The following is a 17,920-nucleotide window of genomic DNA, read 5'->3' as shown; positions in this document are numbered from 1 at the left end:
ACTTTGCACTTTCTAAAGTGGCGCTGGCATGAATGTACTCAGTTCCTTAACGGTTCCCCTACGCCGTCCGGCTGCGGAAGCGACTCGTCCCCAGCAACGCCCGATCACCATCAAATCCCCCCGGGAGATTGAAATTATGCGGGTGGCGGCGCGGATTGTGGCGACGGTGTTGCGGGAAATCAGCGAGATGGTCAAACCGGGTATGACGACCCTCGAACTGGACCAGTACGCCGAGCAGCGGATTCGGGAACTGGGAGCTACGCCTAGCTTTAAGGGGTATCACGGCTTTCCGGCCTCGATTTGCGCTAGCGTCAATCACGAAGTGGTGCACGGCATCCCCAGCGCCAAAAAGGTGCTCAAACCAGGGGATATTCTCAAGGTGGATACGGGGGCCTACTACCAGGGGTTTCACGGGGATTCCTGTATCACGATTGCCGTGGGGCAGGTGTCGCCGGAGGCCCAACGGCTGATGCAGGTGGCGGAAACGGCTCTCTACAAGGGCATCGAGCAGGTGAAAGAGGGCAATACCTTGATGGATATTGCTGGGGCGATTGAGGATTACGTGCGCGCCCAGGGCTACCGGGTGGTGGAGGATTTTACGGGCCACGGGGTGGGGCGCCATCTGCATGAGGAACCGTCGGTGTTTAACTACCGCACTAACCAGTTGCCCAATGTGAAGTTGCGGGCAGGGATGACGCTGGCGATTGAACCAATCGTTAACCAGGGGTCGGCCAAAACCCGTATCCTACGGGACCGGTGGACGGCGGTGACGGTGGATAACAAGCTGTCGGCCCAGTACGAACACACGGTGTTGGTGACGGCGACGGGGTACGAGATTCTCACGGACCGGAATTTCTAGAGCAATGGGGTTGGTGACCATTGCGGTGTCGCGACCGGTGATCGAACGCCTGGATTTGCGACCAGTGCAACGGGTGCTGCCGCTGGAGCAACTGCCATCGCCGGACTTGCAGGTGCAGTTTGCCATTGATTTCCCCCGCGACCCCACCGACCCCCGGGAACTCTCGGAGGTGCCGGAGGTGCGCCTGTGGTTCCTCTGGCTAGATACCCATTACCCCTGGTTGCCGTTGTTTTTAGACTGGCAGCAGGAGTTGGCCCGCTATGTAGCCATGCTGGTACCGCACCAGTTCAGTCCCCGGGAGGGAATTCAATTCAACCCGGAGGCGCTGGATATCTTCCTCATGGGGCGGGTGTTTTACCTGTATCGCTGGCTGCGGCAGCGGGGCTGGGCCTGGGAGGGGAAATTGACCCAGATGGCGGCAGTGCTGGGGTACCAGCTCGACCCGGAACTGTTTCGTCTCCTGGCGGCGGCTACCCAGGATATGTGATCGGCCTCACCCACCAGAGGGCCGTTCGTGCTATACTGGAATTCGTTCCGATGATCCTTGAGGACAGGTAAGCCCGTCAGTCATGGTTTGGCTGATGGTTTTTTTTTGTAGGATAACGGGGCCTATCTTCTTTGCCGATACTGATATACTAGTCGGACATAGCTCGGTGTGAGGAATGGGTGCCGGGACGCAAGCAGGCATGGCGGGTGCAGGGATGGCCTAGGCTGGGTCTGCTACTGTTTGTGGGGGCCGGTAGCCTCGGTTTTTTGGCAGGCGGGTGGCTGGCGCTACGGTGGGCACAACCCCAGACCTTAAATTCAAATTCTGAATGGGTTGCAACTACCGATGAACAGGAGGATCAAGCGGAAGTCGCCTCGCCCCTGATCTACAATGTCCGTACGGCGCCCCCTACGGTGTACAACCCGGATCTGCAAGCGGTGGTGCAGCAGATGGTGGCCTGGGTGCAAGCTCGGGGTTTGCCCACGGCGGCGCTGTCTATCACGTTGATGGATGTCAGTCGTCCCGAAACGCCGCAAATTGCCGGGTATCAGCAACAGGAGTTGCGCTATCCCGCCAGCGTGGTGAAGTTGTTTTGGCTGGTGATGTTTTTGGCCTATCAACAGGCGGGTTTATTGACCGGGGAGGCGGTGCCGATTGCCGAGTTGACCGCGATGATGCAACTGTCTAGCAACGATGCGGCCAGCCGGGTGGTGGATGCCCTTACGGGAACGGAATCGGGGGAAGCCCTAGGGCCGGCAGAGTTTGCCCAGTGGAAACAAAAACGGGAACAGATCAACCACTTTTTTCGGGGGGCGGGCTACGGTTACCTCAACCTGATGCATAAAAATTTTCCTATCTATGGCTATGAGGAACCCTGGGGTCGGGAATGGCAACTGCGGGGGGGTGACCAACAACCCAGCCGTAACCGGTTGACCACCTGGCAAACGGCGCGCCTGCTCTACGAAATCTACACCCTGCAAGCCGTGTCGCCGACAGCCAGTCAAAAAATCCAGGACTGGATCACCCGGACCTCTCCCCTGCCGGGTTTTTTGGGGGCCAACTTGCCGCCCGATGCCCAGGTGCTCGGCAAAGAGGGCCACACCAGTACCTGTCGCCATGACGGGGTGATCATCCGCCGCAGCGACGGTCGTATGGCCTTTATCCTGGTGGTGTTTGGGGACGACCCGGCCTATAGCGCCGATGAAGAGTTCCTGCCGGAACTGGCCCGCCGGAGTTGGCAAGCCCTCAACCGTCTCTACCCCTAGGGCTTGTTTTTCGGTCGCCATTGCTTTACATTTGTTTACAGAGCAAAGGTCAGCACTGGATGATCTTTTCTCCTCTCAACACAGCAGTCAGGGCCAGCCTTCGCGGCTGGTTTTTTCATGGGCTGTACAGCCACAGGGGAATGCCGGCGTAGTCCCACAGGAGGGCTTGCTGGCTCAGACGCGCTAGGAGAGAACGGGGCCGACCGGCAATGGTACGGACCGGGGTGCGTTCCGGGTCAAGACCGGCTAACTCACAGGCCCAGCGGCGGGCGTCCTCTTCCGTGCCCAGGCGGTCTACTACCCCCAAAGCCAGGGCCTGTTCACCCGTGAAAATCCGGCCATCGGCAAACTCCCGCACCCGCTCCAGGGGTAAACGCCGGGCCGTTGCCACCGTAGTAATGAACTGGTGGTAGCTGACATCAATGAGCTGTTGTAAAATTTGGTGCTCCTCAGGGGTCAGTTCCCGGTCAAAGGCCAGGATGTCCTTGTACGGCCCGGACTTGACCACCTTGAAGGACACACCGATTTTTTTCAGCAGCTCCTCTAGATTATTCCCCCGCAGGATCACACCGATGCTGCCGGTGACCGTGCCGGGATTGGCCATAATGTGGGGTGCGCCCATGCCGATATACACTCCCCCCGACGCGGCGATATTGCCAAAACTGGCCACAATTTGGGTGCGGGATTGCAAATCACACAGGGCGCTGTAAATCTCCTGGGAATCTCCTACCGTGCCGCCAGGGCTATCAATGCGCACCAACAGAGCTGGATACTTCTTGGCTTTCACCACCTGCAGGGCCTTTAGCACCCGCTTGCGCACTGCGCCGTTGATAACCCCGTTAATTTCCACCTTGGCCACACACCGGGGTCGCCCCCACCACCGCCACACCATAGGACCTCAGTAAGGAACGACACAGTTGCGGCCCTGTTGTTTCGCCTGGTACAGGGCATGGTCCGCCGCGGCAACCAGTTCGGCAGGGCTATTGAGGGTCGTCGGCACCATCGTCGTGACCCCTAAACTCAACGTCACCCAGTCGTGAACAGTTGAACAGGGATGGGGAATCCGTAACTGCTCCACCGCTGCCCGTATCCGTTCCGCCACCATCACGGCACCTGACAGGATAGTCCTGGGCAAGATCACGGCGAACTCCTCCCCCCCGTAGCGGGCCACCAAATCGTCTGGCCGGTTCACCACCTGCACGATCGTTTGGGCGACCCGCCGCAGGCAGTCATCCCCCGCCAGATGGCCATAGGTATCATTGTAACGCTTGAAAAAATCAATATCGGCCAGGATCAGCGAGAGACTAGCCCCCTCGGCAGCCAATTGTTGCCACTGCTGGGCCAGGTACTCATCAAATCGCCGCCGGTTGGCCACCTGGGTTAGCCCATCAAACGCCGCCAGCCGCTGCAACTCCCGGTTGGCCGCCTGCAACTGCTGGTATAACTGGGCCTGCTGAATAGCACTGGCCAGTTGCATCGTTAACTGTTGCAGCATGTTGACTTCGTGGGGCGACCAGAGCCGAGGGGCGGAATAGTGGTGCGCCGTCAACAACCCCCAGACCGCTTCCCCCAAAAGCACCGGCACCGCTAAAAACGCCTGCATGCCCCAGCGCCCCATCACTTGACCATACCAGGTCGCCGGGTCAACGGTGTCACTATCGTTCACCTGCACTAACCAATCGGCGCTACAGGTTGTCGAGGGGGGGACTGGAATGGACGCCTGGATCACCGAGGGCCAACCGGGGGCAGTGGATTCGGCCGTAAATCGGCAACCGGCGGGTTCATACCGCTCACCAATGGCCACCTGATCCACTTGTAACAAGTCCCGTACTTCCTGAACCGTCGTCTGCAGGATGGTCTGTAGATTCAGTGACCGCCGCACCTGGGCCGTGATTTGCGTCAACTTGCGGTCTTGGTCACTGCGCTGCTGGAGTTCCCGCATGGCCGCGTAGGCTTCCAGTAACCGCCGCACCCGCTGCCGCAGAACGCTCCAGTGAATCTGTCTGGCCGGTTTAATAATGTAATCCGTCGCCCCCGCGGCAAAGGCCTCCGCCACCGATTCTTCATCATCCAAGCTGGTGATCATCAATACCGGCAAATTCTCACAGGCCGGCCAGCGGCGAATCTCCGCACAACAGCGAAACCCATCCATCTGGGGCATGACCGCATCCAGCAACACAATATCCGGTAGCGTTTTTTGACAAATCTCAATCGCCTCGATCCCGTTGCTGGCGGTTAAAGTGCGGTAGCCCTCTCGCTCCATCTCCCCTTGGAGCAACTCACGAATGGAACGGTCATCATCTACCACGAGAATTAGGGGTGCCCCCTGGCGCCATGGTAGTGTGACCATTCCCCTGCCATTGCTTGCCCAGCCGCTAGCTTCTATTTTAGGGCAATGGTTAATGGGGCCTTCAGGACGAAACCAACGCCGGCTCCGGGGCACCCGCCAATACCTGTAACTCCTGGCAGGGAATCACCTCATCCAACTCCCCCATACTCCCGGCATACACCTGCAAATGAGCAGTCTGCGGCGCCGAGAAAATTAACCGTTGACCCGGAAAAACCACCCGCTCGTAATACCAATTTGGCACATTTGTAATCCGTACCACCTGAATCTGACTGGTGGCATTAACATAACAACAAATAAGGCAGTCCGTGGCTTCCACTGGTGGGGGATCAAGAATCTGGCTCATCATTTGCTTACTAAAACCCGACCTTTTCGCCTCTACCATAGCACCCCACCCCACTTATGGCTGTAATCAGAATTACGAATCATGACTGCGCCTAGAACCATAACCCCCGTTTTTCTAGACCCCATCGGCCTTACCCGACATGAGATAAACAAATGTAAAGATTTGTTAAGCTGTTTGACGAAGGGTTTGGGTGGGGGTTGCTACGATCCTTGCCTAGGCGGGATGGGTATATGGGGATGGATGGTCCGTTGCTCCAGCAGCCGGAGAAGTTACAGCAGCGCTTGGCGGAGTTGCCTTTAGAGCCGGGGGTGTATTTTTTCAAGGACCGGCAGGACAACATTTTGTATATTGGCAAGTCCAAGCGGTTGCGCAGCCGGGTGCAGTCCTATTTCCGGGCCGACGCCCGTTTGAGTCCCCGGATGGCCCTGATGGTGCAGCAGGTGGCCGATATTGCTTTCATCGTCACTGACACGGAAACGGAGGCCCTGGTGTTGGAGGCTAATCTCATCAAGCAGCACCAGCCCTACTACAACATTCTGCTTAAGGATGACAAGACCTATCCCTATGTCTGCATCACCTGGTCGGAGGAGTACCCACGGATTTTCATCACCCGGAAACGGGGGCTGGCGAACCCCAAGGACCGCTATTACGGCCCCTATGTGGATGCGTGGCAACTGCGGCAAACCCTGGGGCTGATTTACCGGTTGTTTCCTTTGCGCCAGCGGCCTAGGCCCCTGTTTCCCGACCGGCCCTGTTTGAACTATCAGATTGGGCGCTGTCCAGGGGTGTGCCAGCGGCTGATCTCCCCGGAGGAGTACCGGCAGACGGTGGCCCAGGTGGCGATGATTTTCCAGGGGCGCACGGAGGAGCTGATTGCTAAACTCACCCAGAGAATGCATCAGTTGGCGGAGGCGATGCAGTTTGAGGCGGCGGCCCAGGTGCGGGACCAAATCCGCCGGTTGCAGAGTTTGGGGGAACAACCTAAAGTGAATCTGCCGGATGACCAGGCGGTGCTGGATGCGGTGGCCCTGGCGATGGATGAACGGGATGTGTGTATTCAACTGTTTCAGATGCGGGCGGGGCGCTTGGTGGGGCAATTGGGCTTTTTTACCCAACGGCAGGGGGATGAACCGGGGGCGATTGTGCAGCGGGTACTGGAGGAACATTACACCCAGGTGGAGGGGGTGGAAATTCCGCCTTTGATCCTGGTGCAACATGAGCTGCCCGATGGGGAATGGTTGAGTCATTTTTTGAGTGAAAAGCGGGGGGGAAAGGTGAGGATTCACACACCCCAGCGCGCCCAAAAGGCGGAACTGCTCCACCTGGTGATGCGCAATGCCCAGTTGGAGCTACAGCGGCGACAACGGGCCAGGGAATCCCACCTGCTGGCGCTGACGGACCTGGCGGAGCTGTTGCAGTTGCCGGATATACCCCAGCGCCTGGAGGGCTACGACATTTCCCATCTGCAGGGGACGAATGCGGTGGCGGCGCGGGCGGTGTTTATCGGGGGGCAACCGGCGAAGCAGCACTACCGGCACTACCACATCCACAGCCCCCAGGTGCGCCCCGGCCACAGCGATGACTTTGCCAGTTTGGCGGAGGTGATGGCCCGGCGGTTTGCCCCCTGGCGAGAAAACCCGGAACGACCGACGGTGGGGGACCTGGATTGGCCGGATGTGGTGTTGATTGATGGGGGCAAGGGGCAGTTGTCGGCGGTGCTGGAGGTGCTGCAACCCTGGTGGGAGAGAGGGGAGCTGACGGTGATGGCCTTGGCCAAACGGCAGGAGGAGGTGTACCTGCCGGGGCAGCGTGAACCGTTGGTGGCGGACCCGGAACGCCCGGGAATGCAGTTGTTGCGGCGGTTGCGGGATGAGGCTCACCGGTTTGCGGTGAAATTTCACCGGCAGCAACGAATGCGGCGCTATCGTTACTCCACCCTGGCGCAAATCCCCGGGTTGGGGGAACGGCGGCAGCGGCAGTTGCTGGCCCATTTCCATTCCCTGGAGGTAATCCAGGCGGCAACGGTGGAACAACTGGCCCAGGCACCGGGAATTGGACCCCGTTTGGCTGAGCAGATTTACCGCTACTTTCATCCGGCGGAAGGGTAAAAATCGCTATGGTGGAAAAGTCAATCGGCAGGGTGGACCATGCAGGCGGATGGGCGTTTGATCGTTGATTTGGTGCTGGTGCTGGCGGCGGCTTTGGCGGGGGGAACGCTGGCGGCGCTGCTCAAGCAACCACCGTTGCTGGGCTACATCCTGGCGGGGGTGCTGGTGGGACCGGCGGGCCTGGGGGGGATCCGGGAGGTGGTGCAGGTGGAGACCCTGGCCCAATTGGGGGTGACGTTGCTGTTGTTTTCCTTGGGGGTGGAGTTTTCCTTTGCCAAGCTGCGGCAGGTGGGGACCTTTGCCCTGGGGGGTGGCCTGCTGCAAATGGGGCTGACGATGGCTGTGACGGCCTATGGGGTGGCGGCGAGTGGGTGGTTGTCCCCTAAAGCGGGGGTGGTGTTGGGGGCAACGGTGGCCTTGTCTTCGACGGCGGTGGCCCTGAAGTCCCTGGCGGCTACGGGGCAGACGGATAGCCTGGCGGGTAAGGCGATGCTGGGGATTTTGATCGTCCAGGATTTGGCGGTGGGGTTGATCTTGGCGGTGTTGCCGGCGCTGGCGTCTAGGGGGGAAGCGGTTGGCCCGGCTCTGGGGGAGTCCCTGCTGAAGTTGTTGCTGTTTAGTGGGGGGGCGGTGGCTTTGGGTCGCTGGGGGATGCCTCGCTTACTGCGGTTTCTGGCGCAGCGGGAAAGCCGGGAGTTGTTTTTGCTGGGGGTGGTGTGCCTATGTGTGGGGATCGCCTTGCTGACGGAACGGCTGGGGCTGTCGAGCGAAATGGGGGCGTTTGTGGCGGGGTTGATGATGGCGGAGGTGGACTACGCGGACCAGGCGCTGGATTATGTCGAACCCCTGCGGGATGTGTTTGGGGCGCTGTTTTTTGCCAGTATCGGTATGTTGATGGACCCGGGGTTTCTCTGGGAACAAGCGCCCTGGATTGCTGGGGCGGTGTTGTTGGTAATGGGGGGGAAGTTTTTGGTGGCGGCGCCGGTGACCCGCTTGTTTGGCTATGGCTGGCCGACGGCGGTGCTGATAGGGTGTGGGCTGAGCCAGATTGGGGAGTTTTCGTTCATCCTGGCGACGGCGGCCCAGGAGTGGGGCCTGATCGACCGCTACCACTACTTGTTGGTGGTGAGTACGACGGCGATGACTTTACTGGTGAGTCCGGTGCTGCTGCCCTGGGCGGTGCGCTGGTGGGAGGGGCGAGAAAAAGAAAGACCGTTGCTTGTGGGGGATGCTGAGTCTTCCTGGCGGGATCATGTGGTGATCTGCGGCTATGGGCAAATCGGGCAGGATGTGGCTCAAGTGTTGGCGGCGCACCGCTGTCCGTTGGTGGTGGTGGACCAGTCGGAACGGGCGGTGGCCCAGGCACGCCAGCGGAATTTTCCTTACATATGGGGAGATGGGACGGCGTGGGCCATTTTGCAGCGGGTGAATTTACCCCAGGCGCGGGCGCTGGTCATTACCCTGCCGGATTTGGTGAGTATTCGGTTGTGTTTGCAGCGAGCGTTGCAGTTGGCTCCGCGGTTGCCGGTGCTGGTGTGCGCCCCCCGCAAGGAACATATTGAGTGTCTCTACCGGTTGGGCGCGACGCGGGTGATTCATCCGGACTTTGAGGCCAGTTTGGGCTTGTGCAGTCATCTGTTGGCGGACCTGGGGGTACCCCCGCAGCAAATCCAGACGGAACTGACGGCGATTCGCAACCACCACTACCAGGACTTGAGCGGTGGCGAGCCGCGCTGTTTGTTACCCGTGACGCCAACGGTTACAGTAGAAGTGACCCAGGTTTAGCCGTCCCCATGACCAGGCCCATCTGTCGTTTTGCCGTTTTAAGTGACCCCCACGTCACCACGCCGGAGACGTTTCGCTACTACCCCCATCGCCTGCACCGCCTGGAGTACAGTATTCCGGTGCTGGAAACGGTCCTGGCGCGCCTGAGCGGTTACGAGTTGGACTTTTTGCTCATCCCCGGCGATCTGACCCAACACGGGGAACCGGCTAACCATACCTGGCTTTCTAAGCGGTTGAGTCAATTGCCCTTTCCCTGTTATGTGATTCCGGGGAACCACGACATTCCCCCTGACCCCGGCGCCATTGCCCCGGCGGAATTTCCCGAGTACTACCGGCAACAGGGCTATCGCCACACAGACCGGCTCTACTACGCCCAGGAAATCCTGCCGGGGGTGGGGTTGATCGGTTTGAACTCCAACCAGTTCGATGCCCAGGGGGAACTGCTTGGTTGCATTGACCCCCAGCAGTGGCAGTGGCTGGAGCAAGTGCTGCGGGAGTCCCCCTGGCGGCATACGCTGGTCATGGTGCATCACAATGTGTGTGAGCACATTCCCAACCAGGCCCGCAGTCTGTTGGGGCGGCGCTATTTGCTGGAGAACCGTCAGGCGTTGCGCCGGTTGCTGTTGCGGCACGGGATTCGGGTGGTGTTTACGGGACATTTGCACATCCAGGACATTGCCGAAGAGGAGGGGTTTTTTGATGTGACGACGGGTTCGCTGGCGGCCTATCCCCACGCCTACCGCCTGGTAACCTGGGAGGAAGGGGCGATGCACATCACCACCGAACGGGTGACGGCCCTGCCCCAAGCGCCCCACCTGCTGGCGGATGCCCGGGCCTGGATGGAACGCCGTTCCCCCCAATTTATCGCCCAGTTGCTGACGCACCCGCCCTTGAACCTGCCGCCGGATCAAGCCGCAGCTCTGGCGCCCCGCTTGGCCCACTTCTGGCCGGACATCGCCTGGGGGGATGCCTACTTCGAGTTCCCGGATTTGCCGTCGCCGGTGCGGGAATTTTTTGAGGCCTGCAGCGACCGCCCCCCCGGCGATAACCAGGCTATTTTGGCGATATGAATGTCATGGACCTGTTGCTGGCCTACGAAACCGGACAACGCCACTTTACCGGTCTCAATCTCAGCTTTGCCGATTTGACGGGCCAGGATTTGCGAGGAATTGACCTGAGCGACGGGATTTTGGTGGGGGCGAATTTGCAGGGGGCGAACCTGGGGGGGGCCAAGTTGCGGCGGGCCAATTTGAGTGGGGCCTATCTCCGGCAGGCGAATTTGACGGGGGCGGCGTTGGACCAAGCGGACCTGGTGCGGGCGGATTTGACAGAGGCCCAGTTGGGGGGGGCGCGTTTGCCGGAAGCCGATTTGGCAGCAGCCTGTCTCCAGGGCGCCGATTTAACCGGGGCACTGCTGCATCAAGCGCGCTGCTTCGGCACCAATTTACGGGAGTGTGTGGCCATCGGGGCGGAATTCGGGGGGGCGCAATTGGTGGAAGCGGATTTGACGGGAGCCAACCTGCAGGGAGCAGATTTGCGCCAGAGCCACTGCCAAGGTGCGCGGTTGCTGGGCACGGATTTGAGCGGGGCCAATCTCCAGGGCGCTAACTTTTACCAGGCCTACTGGGTCGAGGTGCTCACCGACGGAGCCGACCTGACCGATGCCATTTTGCCCGCGGGTGACCTAGCCCGTGTTGCGCATCCCGGCCGCAATACCGTTGATGGTCAAAAGCGCCCCCCGCAATAACTCGCTCTTGCTATAGCGGGAGGTCAGGCCGTTGGTTTGCGTCTGGCGTAGCCGCTTGAGCAACGACACCTGCAAAAACCCCAGGGGCACAATCGTTTGATTGCGCAACTGCACCGACTGCTGCAAACCCACATCCCCCGCCAGCAACTGCTCGTGCCCGGTAATCGTCAGCACCATTGCCCGGGTGCGGTGGTACTCGGCCACGATCTGCTCAAACAGGGGTTCAAACCGGGTCTTATCTTCTGGTTGCGCCAGTTGGTCCAGATAGTGGCGGGCCATTTTCAGGTCCACCTTCGCCAGCGTCATTTCCGCCTTGGAAATCACCATGCGGAAAAAGGGCCATTTGGTATAAAAACAGCAAAGTAGCTTCAGATGTTCGGTGGGGTTTTCGGCCACGAACTCCTCCAAAGCTTTCCCTAGTCCGTACCAAGCCGGCAGCAACAGGCGCATCTGCGTCCAGCTAAACACCCAGGGAATCGCCCGCAGACTGGCAAAATCCCGCTTGCCCTTGCGCCGCGCTGGTCGCGAACTGATCTGCAATTGGCTGATCTCCTCAATGGGCGTCACCTGATGGAAAAAGTCCAAAAAATCCGGCTGCTCGTAGATCAACTGGCGGTAATGGCGGCGGGAGCGCTGGGCCAAATCGTCCATGATCTCATGCCAGGGCAGGATTTCATCAAAGCCCTGCTTGAGCGCGCTGGCCTGCAACACCGCCGTGCTCACATTCTCCAAATTGAACAAACACAACTCCGGCAGGGAGTACTTGGATGCCAGCACTTCCCCCTGCTCAGTGATCTTGATGCGGCCGTTGACCGTATCTCCTGGTTGGGCCAGGATGGCTTCGTAGGTGGGGCCACCCCCCCGCCCGACCGACCCGCCGCGCCCGTGGAAAAACCGCAACGTTACCCCGTAACGGGCCGCCACCTGTTGCAACGCCCGCTGCGCCTTGTAAATCTCCCAGTTGCTGCTGAGAAACCCTGAATCCTTATTGCTGTCGGAATAGCCCAGCATCACCTCCTGGAGCGAATCCGTGCTCTGGCGCAGGTAATCTTGATACCAGGGCAGGCGAAACAGGGCCTCCATCACCTGGGGTGAGCGTTGCAGGTCCTCCACCGTTTCAAACAGAGGCACCACCTGCACCGTACTGCGATGGGTCACCGGGTCATAGATTTGCGCCTCTTTTAGCAGCAGCCATACCTCCAGCAGGTCACTCAGGCAATGGCTCATGCTAATGATGTACGTCTGGCAAATCTCCACCCCAAATTCCTGCTGTAACCGGGCCAGCATCTGGACGGTGGCCACCGTTTCCCGCGTTTCTTCTGATAGGGGCAAGCGGGGCGGGATCAAGGGCCGCCGCGTCTGCAACTCGCTCAGCAACCAGGCAACCCGCTCCTCCTCTGACAACTCCAGGTAACTGCGGGGCAACGCCTGCACATAGTCAGCGATTTCCGCCAAGGCCTGTTCATGGCGGGTGCTTTCTTGGCGAATATCCAACCGCGCCAGGATGAACCCAAACGTCGCCACCTGGATCAGCAAATGGTCCAGCGCTCGGCAGGATAGGCCACTGGCCTGCAGGCTACGGCGCAGCAGATCCAACTCCGCCAAAAACTCCGCCCCTGTGGCGTAATAGGCCCCTTCTGCCGGCACCGTACAGTCGGGATGGGTCAACTGGCGGTTGCGCTGCAGCGTGTTTTGCAACCGTTGGCGCATATAGGCCAATTTCAGCCGATAGGGTTCGTGGCGATAGCGCACCGCGTACTGGTCATAGACCTCCGGCATCTGCAACTTGTCCTGCTCCAGGGACTCCAGCAACTCCGGCAGCACATTACTCCAGTGCAGTGACAGGCTCAGCAGGCTAATGAGTTTTTCCACCGATTGCAAGTACTTTTTCAGGACCATTTCCCGTTGGAACAGCGCTGTCTGCCAGGTCACCTCCGGCGTCACCGACGGGTTGCCATCCCGGTCCGCCCCCACCCAGGAGCCAAACTGGCAAAAGTCCCACTTGGGCGGCCGCAACAGGGGAAACGCACTGTGCAACGCCTGGCAAAACCGTTCATACAGCAGCGGTACAGCGTCAAACAGCACCTCTTGGAAGTAGTGCAGCGTGTAATCCACCTCATCCAGGACCGTGGGCTTGATTTGGTGTAGTTCATCCGTGCGCCACCAGAGTCGGATTTCCTCCAGCAATTCCCCCCGGATGGCCTCCACCTCCCAGGGCGCCGTCACCCCCGTTGTCAGGCCCGCCTCCGCCCAGTCCAATTTCGCCAGCAGGTGACCAATCCGCCGCTGCCGGTCCCGAATCGTATGGCGCACGATTTCTGTGGGGTGGGCCGTAAACACCAGGCGGATTTCCATCTGGTCAATCACTTTTTGAATCCGTCCCGGTGGCACATTCAAGCGTTTCAAGTAGGGGAACAGCCACCGCAGGCTGCCAACGGCCTCCCCCAGTTCCCAGTAGGACAGCGCATGGCCATTATCCAACGTGCTGTGCAGGGACTGCCGCCGCTTTTTCTCACACTGCTCGTGGTACTGCTCCACGATGTTGATAAGTTGAAAATACAGAGCAAAGGCCCGGGTTGCCCGGATGGCCGCCTGCAAATCCAGTTGTTCCACCAAGGCTGCGGCTTCGGCACTGGCGACGCTTTGGGCTTTACCTTCAAGTAGGCATACCGACTGCAACTGGCGCAGCAAATCCACCAGGTGCTGGCCACCTTCTTCCCGCAGGACCGACTCCAGCAAGGATTCCACCAGCGGCAGATGGCGAAAGGTCGTCCTTGCCCGCCATTCCGTCGTCTCTGCTGTCCCCAGGTTCAAAAGCGTACTCATGGAGCCTCTCCCGGTGACTGGTTCCTGAGCGCAGCTATTCCGGCACCGGTGTGGGCAACACGGGCAGACGTTCCCCCCGAAACACCTCCTGCGCCCACTGCCCCAATAGATGATTCATCTGCTGCCAGCCTGCCCCCGCCACCAGCAGGACCAACGCAGGTGCAGTACAAACGCTCAATGCGCAGTGCGTGATAGACGGCATAGGGCTTTGACGATGGTTTTTATTATATCCCGCCAGGGCACAAACCCCAATACCGGCGCCGGCCAATGGGCATTGATGGGCAACATCACACCAAGGCGGGGTTATAGGCCGGTATAGGCAAAGACGTGCTGAACCAGGCAGGCAAAATCCAATTCACCAGCCAATACTCCAGGACACCCTGCGCCGAGTAGAGTTTGCGTTTGACCTGCCAGTCACGTCTTTGACCAGCTCTGGTGCTCCCCGGAGATGGCCCATCTCATCCAGGAGCCAACGGTATCGTTCCTGGCTGACCCACACCACATCCGGGATCACGTCATCCTACTCACCCAGAACCGAACTGGTGCCGAGGCCGGCTTGGCCGCACCCCGTCGGACCAGGCGTCCAGTAGCGCAAACAACCGACCGCAGAGTCGCCAAGACCTTCTGATGTTTCCAGTGGGGTGCGGGTGTCACCAACAGCTTCCCATCCACGATCTCATAGCGCTTGCCCTTGTCCGGGAGCAAGGCCAAGTCGGCACTGGTCCACATACAACAAGCCCTCGGCCGAAAAGAAGCGTTACCGGACCAATCGCCGCTGGTGTCGCACAGGAAATCATCCGCCAGGGCTTGGGCGAAGCTGTAGGGGCAGGTTTCAGGAAACATGCGCAAAGGTATATCCGTTTCCCGCAGGGCCAGGTCCACCCCCGCTTCGTAGGCATCCGTCATGGCGGCATCGGCTAACGCTTGGAGACTGAGATTGCGCCGCAGATGACGCCGCATGGCCCGCCGCTGCTCGCGAATCGTCAAAAACCAACGGCGGGAGCGCCGATCCGGTTGATAGTCCCACTTCAGTAAATGGCCAATCAACACCGTCAGGCAGCTCACCAGTTCCCGATACTCCTGCCGGCCCAACGCTGCAATCTCCTCCTGCAAATGGGGCCAGTCCAGCTTGGTCACATCCCGTTGGGCCAGGGCTTGGGCTTGCGCCTGGGTCCAGGCATAAAAGTCCGCTTCATACAGGGAATTCATAGCAGTTCCCGCACATCCGTCACCCGGCCTGTCACCGCTGCTGCCGCCACCATCGCCGGACTCATCAGCAAGGTGCGCCCAGTGGCTGACCCCTGCCGACCCTTGAAATTGCGATTGGACGAGGACGCACAGATTTGCCGCCCCTGCAACCTATCCGGGTTCATGGCCAAACACATCGAACACCCCGGCGAGCGCCACTCAAACCCCGCCGCCAAGAAAATCTCGTGCAGTCCTTCCGCTTCCGCCTGACGTTTGACCGCCTCCGAACCCGGCACCACAAAGGCCTTCACCCCCGGTTGCACCCGTCGCCCTTGGACCACCTTGGCCGCCTCCCGCAAATCCGTAATCCGTCCGTTGGTGCAACTGCCGATAAAACACACCTCCACCGGCATCCCGGCAATGGGTTGTCCCGGTTCCACTCCCATGTAGGCGTAGGCTTCCTGGGCCAGTTCCCGTTCCGACGGCGGCAGGTCCTCCAGCTTGGGGATGCGCTCGTCCACCCCAATCCCTTGGCCCGGCGTAATACCCCAGGTCACCATCGGCGCAATTTGGGTGGCGTCAAACTGCACCACATCGTCGTATTCCGCATCTGGGTCGCTGACGAACTGCTGCCAATAGGTCACCGCCGCTTCCCAATCCACCGGGCGCAGGGGTCGTTCCCGCAAATAGGCATAGGTCACCGGGTCGGGGTTGACATAGCCACAGCGCGCCCCCCCTTCGATAGACATATTGCAAATCGTCATGCGCTCTTCCATATTCATGGCCTGGATGGTGCTACCGGCGTACTCGTAGGCATAGCCCACCCCCGCTTTGACCCCCAGCGTGCGGATGATGTGCAAAATCACGTCCTTGGCATAGACCCCCGGTGATAGCAGCCCATCCACCCGAATCTGGCGCACCTTGAGTTTGTTAACCGCCAGGGTTTGGGTTGCCAGCACATCCCGCACCTGGGACGTGCCGATTCCAAAGGCAATCGTGCCAAAGGCCCCGTGGGTGGAGGTATGGCTATCCCCGCAGGCGATGGTCATACCTGGGCGCGTCAGGCCCAACTCCGGCGCGATTACATGAACAATCCCCTGGTGCCCCGACCCCAAGTTGTACAGCTTGATGCCGAACTCTTGACAGTTTTTTTCCAAAGTGGCGATCATTTCTTCGGCCAGGGGGTCAGCCAAGGGGCGTTGGCGCTGGTCGGTCGGCACAATATGGTCCACGGTGGCGATGGTGCGCTGGGGAAACAGCACCGGCAATCCCCGCTCCCGCAGCATGGCAAACGCCTGGGGGCTGGTCACCTCGTGAATCAAATGCAGGGCGATAAACAGTTGCGTTTGTCCCGAGGGCAGCACCGCCACTTCATGTTCCGCCCAGACCTTATCAAACAACGTTCCCCGACTCATGGACCCCTACCAGCGACGCCATTTATTTATCTTAGGGTCAAACCGCCAGACGCCAGGGTAGGTTCGACGCCAACGCCATTGCCACCAGTCCCAGACCTGGGCACCCTTGGCCCACAGGGGCACCGGTTGGGTCATCTGGGCCACCTCCCGGTTATAGGCCTCCCGCTGTTGCGACAGCTGTCCCGGGTGGCGTTTGAACCCCCCCAGATAACTCTGCACCACCTGCAAATCCGTCACCTGGGCCAACTGCATCCACAAAAAATAATCCCCCGCATAGCGCCAGGTCTTTAGCTGCCGGAGGTCCAGGGTTTGGTGGACCTTTTGGGTCCAGAAGGTGGATTCCTGCTGCACCCGACACCAGGCCCGGTTGTAAAGACCGAAGGCGAACAATTCCCGGCGATAGGGGTAAGGCAAATCCACCTGAATCACCTGGGAATGTTGGTTGTAAATCACCCGGTAGCCCGTGAGCCAATCCACCTGTCCTGTCGCCATGATTTCGGCCACCACCCCAAACGCCTGGGGGTAGTAAATATCACCGGCATTGAGATAGGCCACCACATCCCCGGTCGCCCGGGACAACCCTTTCGCCAGGGCGTCGTACATCCCTTGGTCGGGTTCCGAGATGACCCGCACCGCCGGGTGGGGGTGACGGCGCAGCCATTCCAGCGTCCCATCCGTGGAACCCCCATCGCAAATCCAGTACTCCAACTCCACCTGGCCCGATTGCACAGCCCTTTGCCCGAGGACGGAGGCCACCGTTTCCGGTAGAAGGGCCACCGCATTGTAGCAGGGCGTGACGATGGAAAACTTCATAGCCGGTCTATCACTGCCACTGGTCGTCCTCCATGCTATAACGGACACAGCCGGTTGGTTGGGGGACCAGCCCAGCCAGGTAACGGGGAAAGTGTGGTGCGAATCCACCGCTGTCCCGCAACTGTGATGCCCATCCTTTGGAGATGGCTCAGTCAGGATGCCCGCCGGTGTAGTCCCAGTCTCTGCGAGGTACAGAGCGTATGCGTCAACATGCCCCAGGGCCACCACCCTAAGTTTGCGTGCCAGCCCATGCTCGATAGGCAAAATCGTGGCCCCTTGCCTGTCACGAGCTATTCTCATTGCGTTTTACGTTTAGCTGCACAAAAGCAAGCAGGAACAATCCGATGACGGTTCACTCGACGTTATTTGTGTGTACGACCTGTGGGAGCACCTGGGAAAACGGCCAGCGGGTGGGCACCAGCGCCGGGGAATTTTTGCTGCAGGATTTGCAGTCAGCTCTGGCGGAGACGGGGGCGCAAATCCAACCGGTGAAATGTCTCAGCGCCTGTGTGAATCCCTGTGCCGTGGCCATTACCGCGCCGGGGAAATTTGCCTACATCCTGGGGCAACTGCCCGCCCGAGACCAGCGCCCCGCCACGGTACAGGCCCTAGTGGCATTCACCCAACTGCACCAGCAAAAGGAAGATGGATTTATCCCCTACGCCGAACGCCCGGAACTGCTCAAAGACCGGGTGCTGGGTCGGGTGCCGCCGGTGACGACAGGAGGTTAGCCG

16 protein-coding genes and 1 riboswitch are annotated in these 17,920 nt (G+C 59.9%); of the genes, 8 read left to right on the top strand and 8 right to left on the bottom strand.

Annotated elements, in window-relative coordinates:
• Positions 1 to 28: 28 nt before the first annotated feature.
• The 3 genes from map (at position 29) to Q6L55_08770 (ending at position 2,611) form a co-directional block, all read left to right on the top strand.
• On the top strand, positions 29 to 859 hold the full coding sequence (map, locus tag Q6L55_08780) for a type I methionyl aminopeptidase (GenBank protein MEN9258804.1): 831 nt from the start codon (positions 29 to 31) through the stop codon (positions 857 to 859).
• A gap of 4 nt (positions 860 to 863) precedes the next feature.
• Complete coding sequence (locus Q6L55_08775; protein ID MEN9258803.1) at positions 864 to 1,346, top strand: CRR6 family NdhI maturation factor; 483 nt, start codon at positions 864 to 866, stop codon at positions 1,344 to 1,346.
• Positions 1,347 to 1,525: 179 nt separating this feature from the next.
• On the top strand, positions 1,526 to 2,611 hold the full coding sequence (locus tag Q6L55_08770) for a serine hydrolase (GenBank protein ID MEN9258802.1): 1,086 nt from the start codon (positions 1,526 to 1,528) through the stop codon (positions 2,609 to 2,611).
• A 115-nt stretch (positions 2,612 to 2,726) separates the two neighbouring features.
• Here the strand turns inward: Q6L55_08770 and sppA are convergent, their stop codons facing one another.
• The 3 genes from sppA to Q6L55_08755 form a co-directional block, all read right to left on the bottom strand.
• Entirely contained in the window at positions 2,727 to 3,503 is a 777-nt protein-coding gene (gene sppA, locus Q6L55_08765) for a signal peptide peptidase SppA (protein MEN9258801.1), read from the bottom strand.
• A gap of 6 nt (positions 3,504 to 3,509) precedes the next feature.
• On the bottom strand, positions 3,510 to 4,961 hold the full coding sequence (locus tag Q6L55_08760) for a diguanylate cyclase (GenBank protein MEN9258800.1): 1,452 nt from the start codon (positions 4,959 to 4,961) through the stop codon (positions 3,510 to 3,512).
• A 61-nt stretch (positions 4,962 to 5,022) separates the two neighbouring features.
• A complete protein-coding gene (locus Q6L55_08755; protein ID MEN9258799.1) occupies positions 5,023 to 5,304 on the bottom strand; it encodes a DUF1830 domain-containing protein in 282 nt (93 codons plus the stop codon).
• 236 nt (positions 5,305 to 5,540) lie between these two features.
• Between Q6L55_08755 and uvrC the strand changes: the two genes are divergently transcribed.
• From uvrC to Q6L55_08735, 4 genes are read left to right on the top strand one after another with little or no spacing between them, the layout of a single operon-like run.
• The gene (uvrC, locus tag Q6L55_08750; protein MEN9258798.1) at positions 5,541 to 7,412 is read left to right on the top strand and encodes an excinuclease ABC subunit UvrC; all 1,872 of its coding nucleotides are present in this window, start codon (positions 5,541 to 5,543) and stop codon (positions 7,410 to 7,412) included.
• 39 nt (positions 7,413 to 7,451) lie between these two features.
• Positions 7,452 to 9,197, top strand: a complete 1,746-nt coding sequence (locus Q6L55_08745; protein MEN9258797.1) for a cation:proton antiporter — start codon at positions 7,452 to 7,454, stop codon at positions 9,195 to 9,197.
• 8 nt (positions 9,198 to 9,205) lie between these two features.
• Positions 9,206 to 10,267: a metallophosphoesterase gene (locus tag Q6L55_08740; GenBank protein ID MEN9258796.1), complete on the top strand. Its 1,062-nt coding sequence runs from the start codon at positions 9,206 to 9,208 to the stop codon at positions 10,265 to 10,267.
• Positions 10,264 to 10,944 carry a pentapeptide repeat-containing protein gene (locus Q6L55_08735; protein MEN9258795.1) on the top strand — a complete coding sequence of 227 codons (681 nt, stop codon included), beginning with the start codon at positions 10,264 to 10,266 and terminating at the stop codon, positions 10,942 to 10,944. The genes Q6L55_08740 and Q6L55_08735 overlap by 4 nt, the downstream gene beginning before the upstream one ends.
• Here the strand turns inward: Q6L55_08735 and ppc are convergent.
• From ppc to Q6L55_08710, 5 genes are all read right to left on the bottom strand, one after another.
• A complete protein-coding gene (ppc, locus tag Q6L55_08730) occupies positions 10,882 to 13,770 on the bottom strand; it encodes a phosphoenolpyruvate carboxylase (protein MEN9258794.1) in 2,889 nt (962 codons plus the stop codon). The two genes, Q6L55_08735 and ppc, sit on opposite strands and share 63 nt — an antisense overlap.
• Positions 13,771 to 13,804: 34 nt before the next feature.
• Positions 13,805 to 13,972 carry a hypothetical protein gene (locus Q6L55_08725; protein MEN9258793.1) on the bottom strand — a complete coding sequence of 56 codons (168 nt, stop codon included), beginning with the start codon at positions 13,970 to 13,972 and terminating at the stop codon, positions 13,805 to 13,807.
• A 308-nt stretch (positions 13,973 to 14,280) separates the two neighbouring features.
• Entirely contained in the window at positions 14,281 to 14,979 is a 699-nt protein-coding gene (locus Q6L55_08720; GenBank protein ID MEN9258792.1) for a DUF29 family protein, read from the bottom strand.
• Positions 14,976 to 16,373, bottom strand: coding sequence for a 3-isopropylmalate dehydratase large subunit (gene leuC / locus Q6L55_08715; GenBank protein ID MEN9258791.1), 1,398 nt, complete (start codon positions 16,371 to 16,373; stop codon positions 14,976 to 14,978). The genes Q6L55_08720 and leuC overlap by 4 nt, the downstream gene beginning before the upstream one ends.
• A gap of 6 nt (positions 16,374 to 16,379) precedes the next feature.
• On the bottom strand, positions 16,380 to 17,186 hold the full coding sequence (locus tag Q6L55_08710) for a glycosyltransferase family 2 protein (GenBank protein MEN9258790.1): 807 nt from the start codon (positions 17,184 to 17,186) through the stop codon (positions 16,380 to 16,382).
• Between the two features lie 34 nt (positions 17,187 to 17,220).
• Positions 17,221 to 17,370, top strand: a riboswitch (cobalamin riboswitch).
• Positions 17,371 to 17,530: 160 nt separating this feature from the next.
• Here Q6L55_08710 and Q6L55_08705 point away from each other — a divergent pair.
• On the top strand, positions 17,531 to 17,917 hold the full coding sequence (locus Q6L55_08705) for a DUF1636 domain-containing protein (GenBank protein MEN9258789.1): 387 nt from the start codon (positions 17,531 to 17,533) through the stop codon (positions 17,915 to 17,917).
• Positions 17,918 to 17,920: the final 3 nt, after the last annotated feature.

Origin of the sequence: Gloeomargarita sp. SRBZ-1_bins_9, from assembly GCA_039794565.1 — a bacterium.
Taxonomy (GTDB): Bacteria; Cyanobacteriota; Cyanobacteriia; order Gloeomargaritales; family Gloeomargaritaceae; genus Gloeomargarita.
This window is presented reverse-complemented; position numbering and strand designations above follow the sequence as displayed.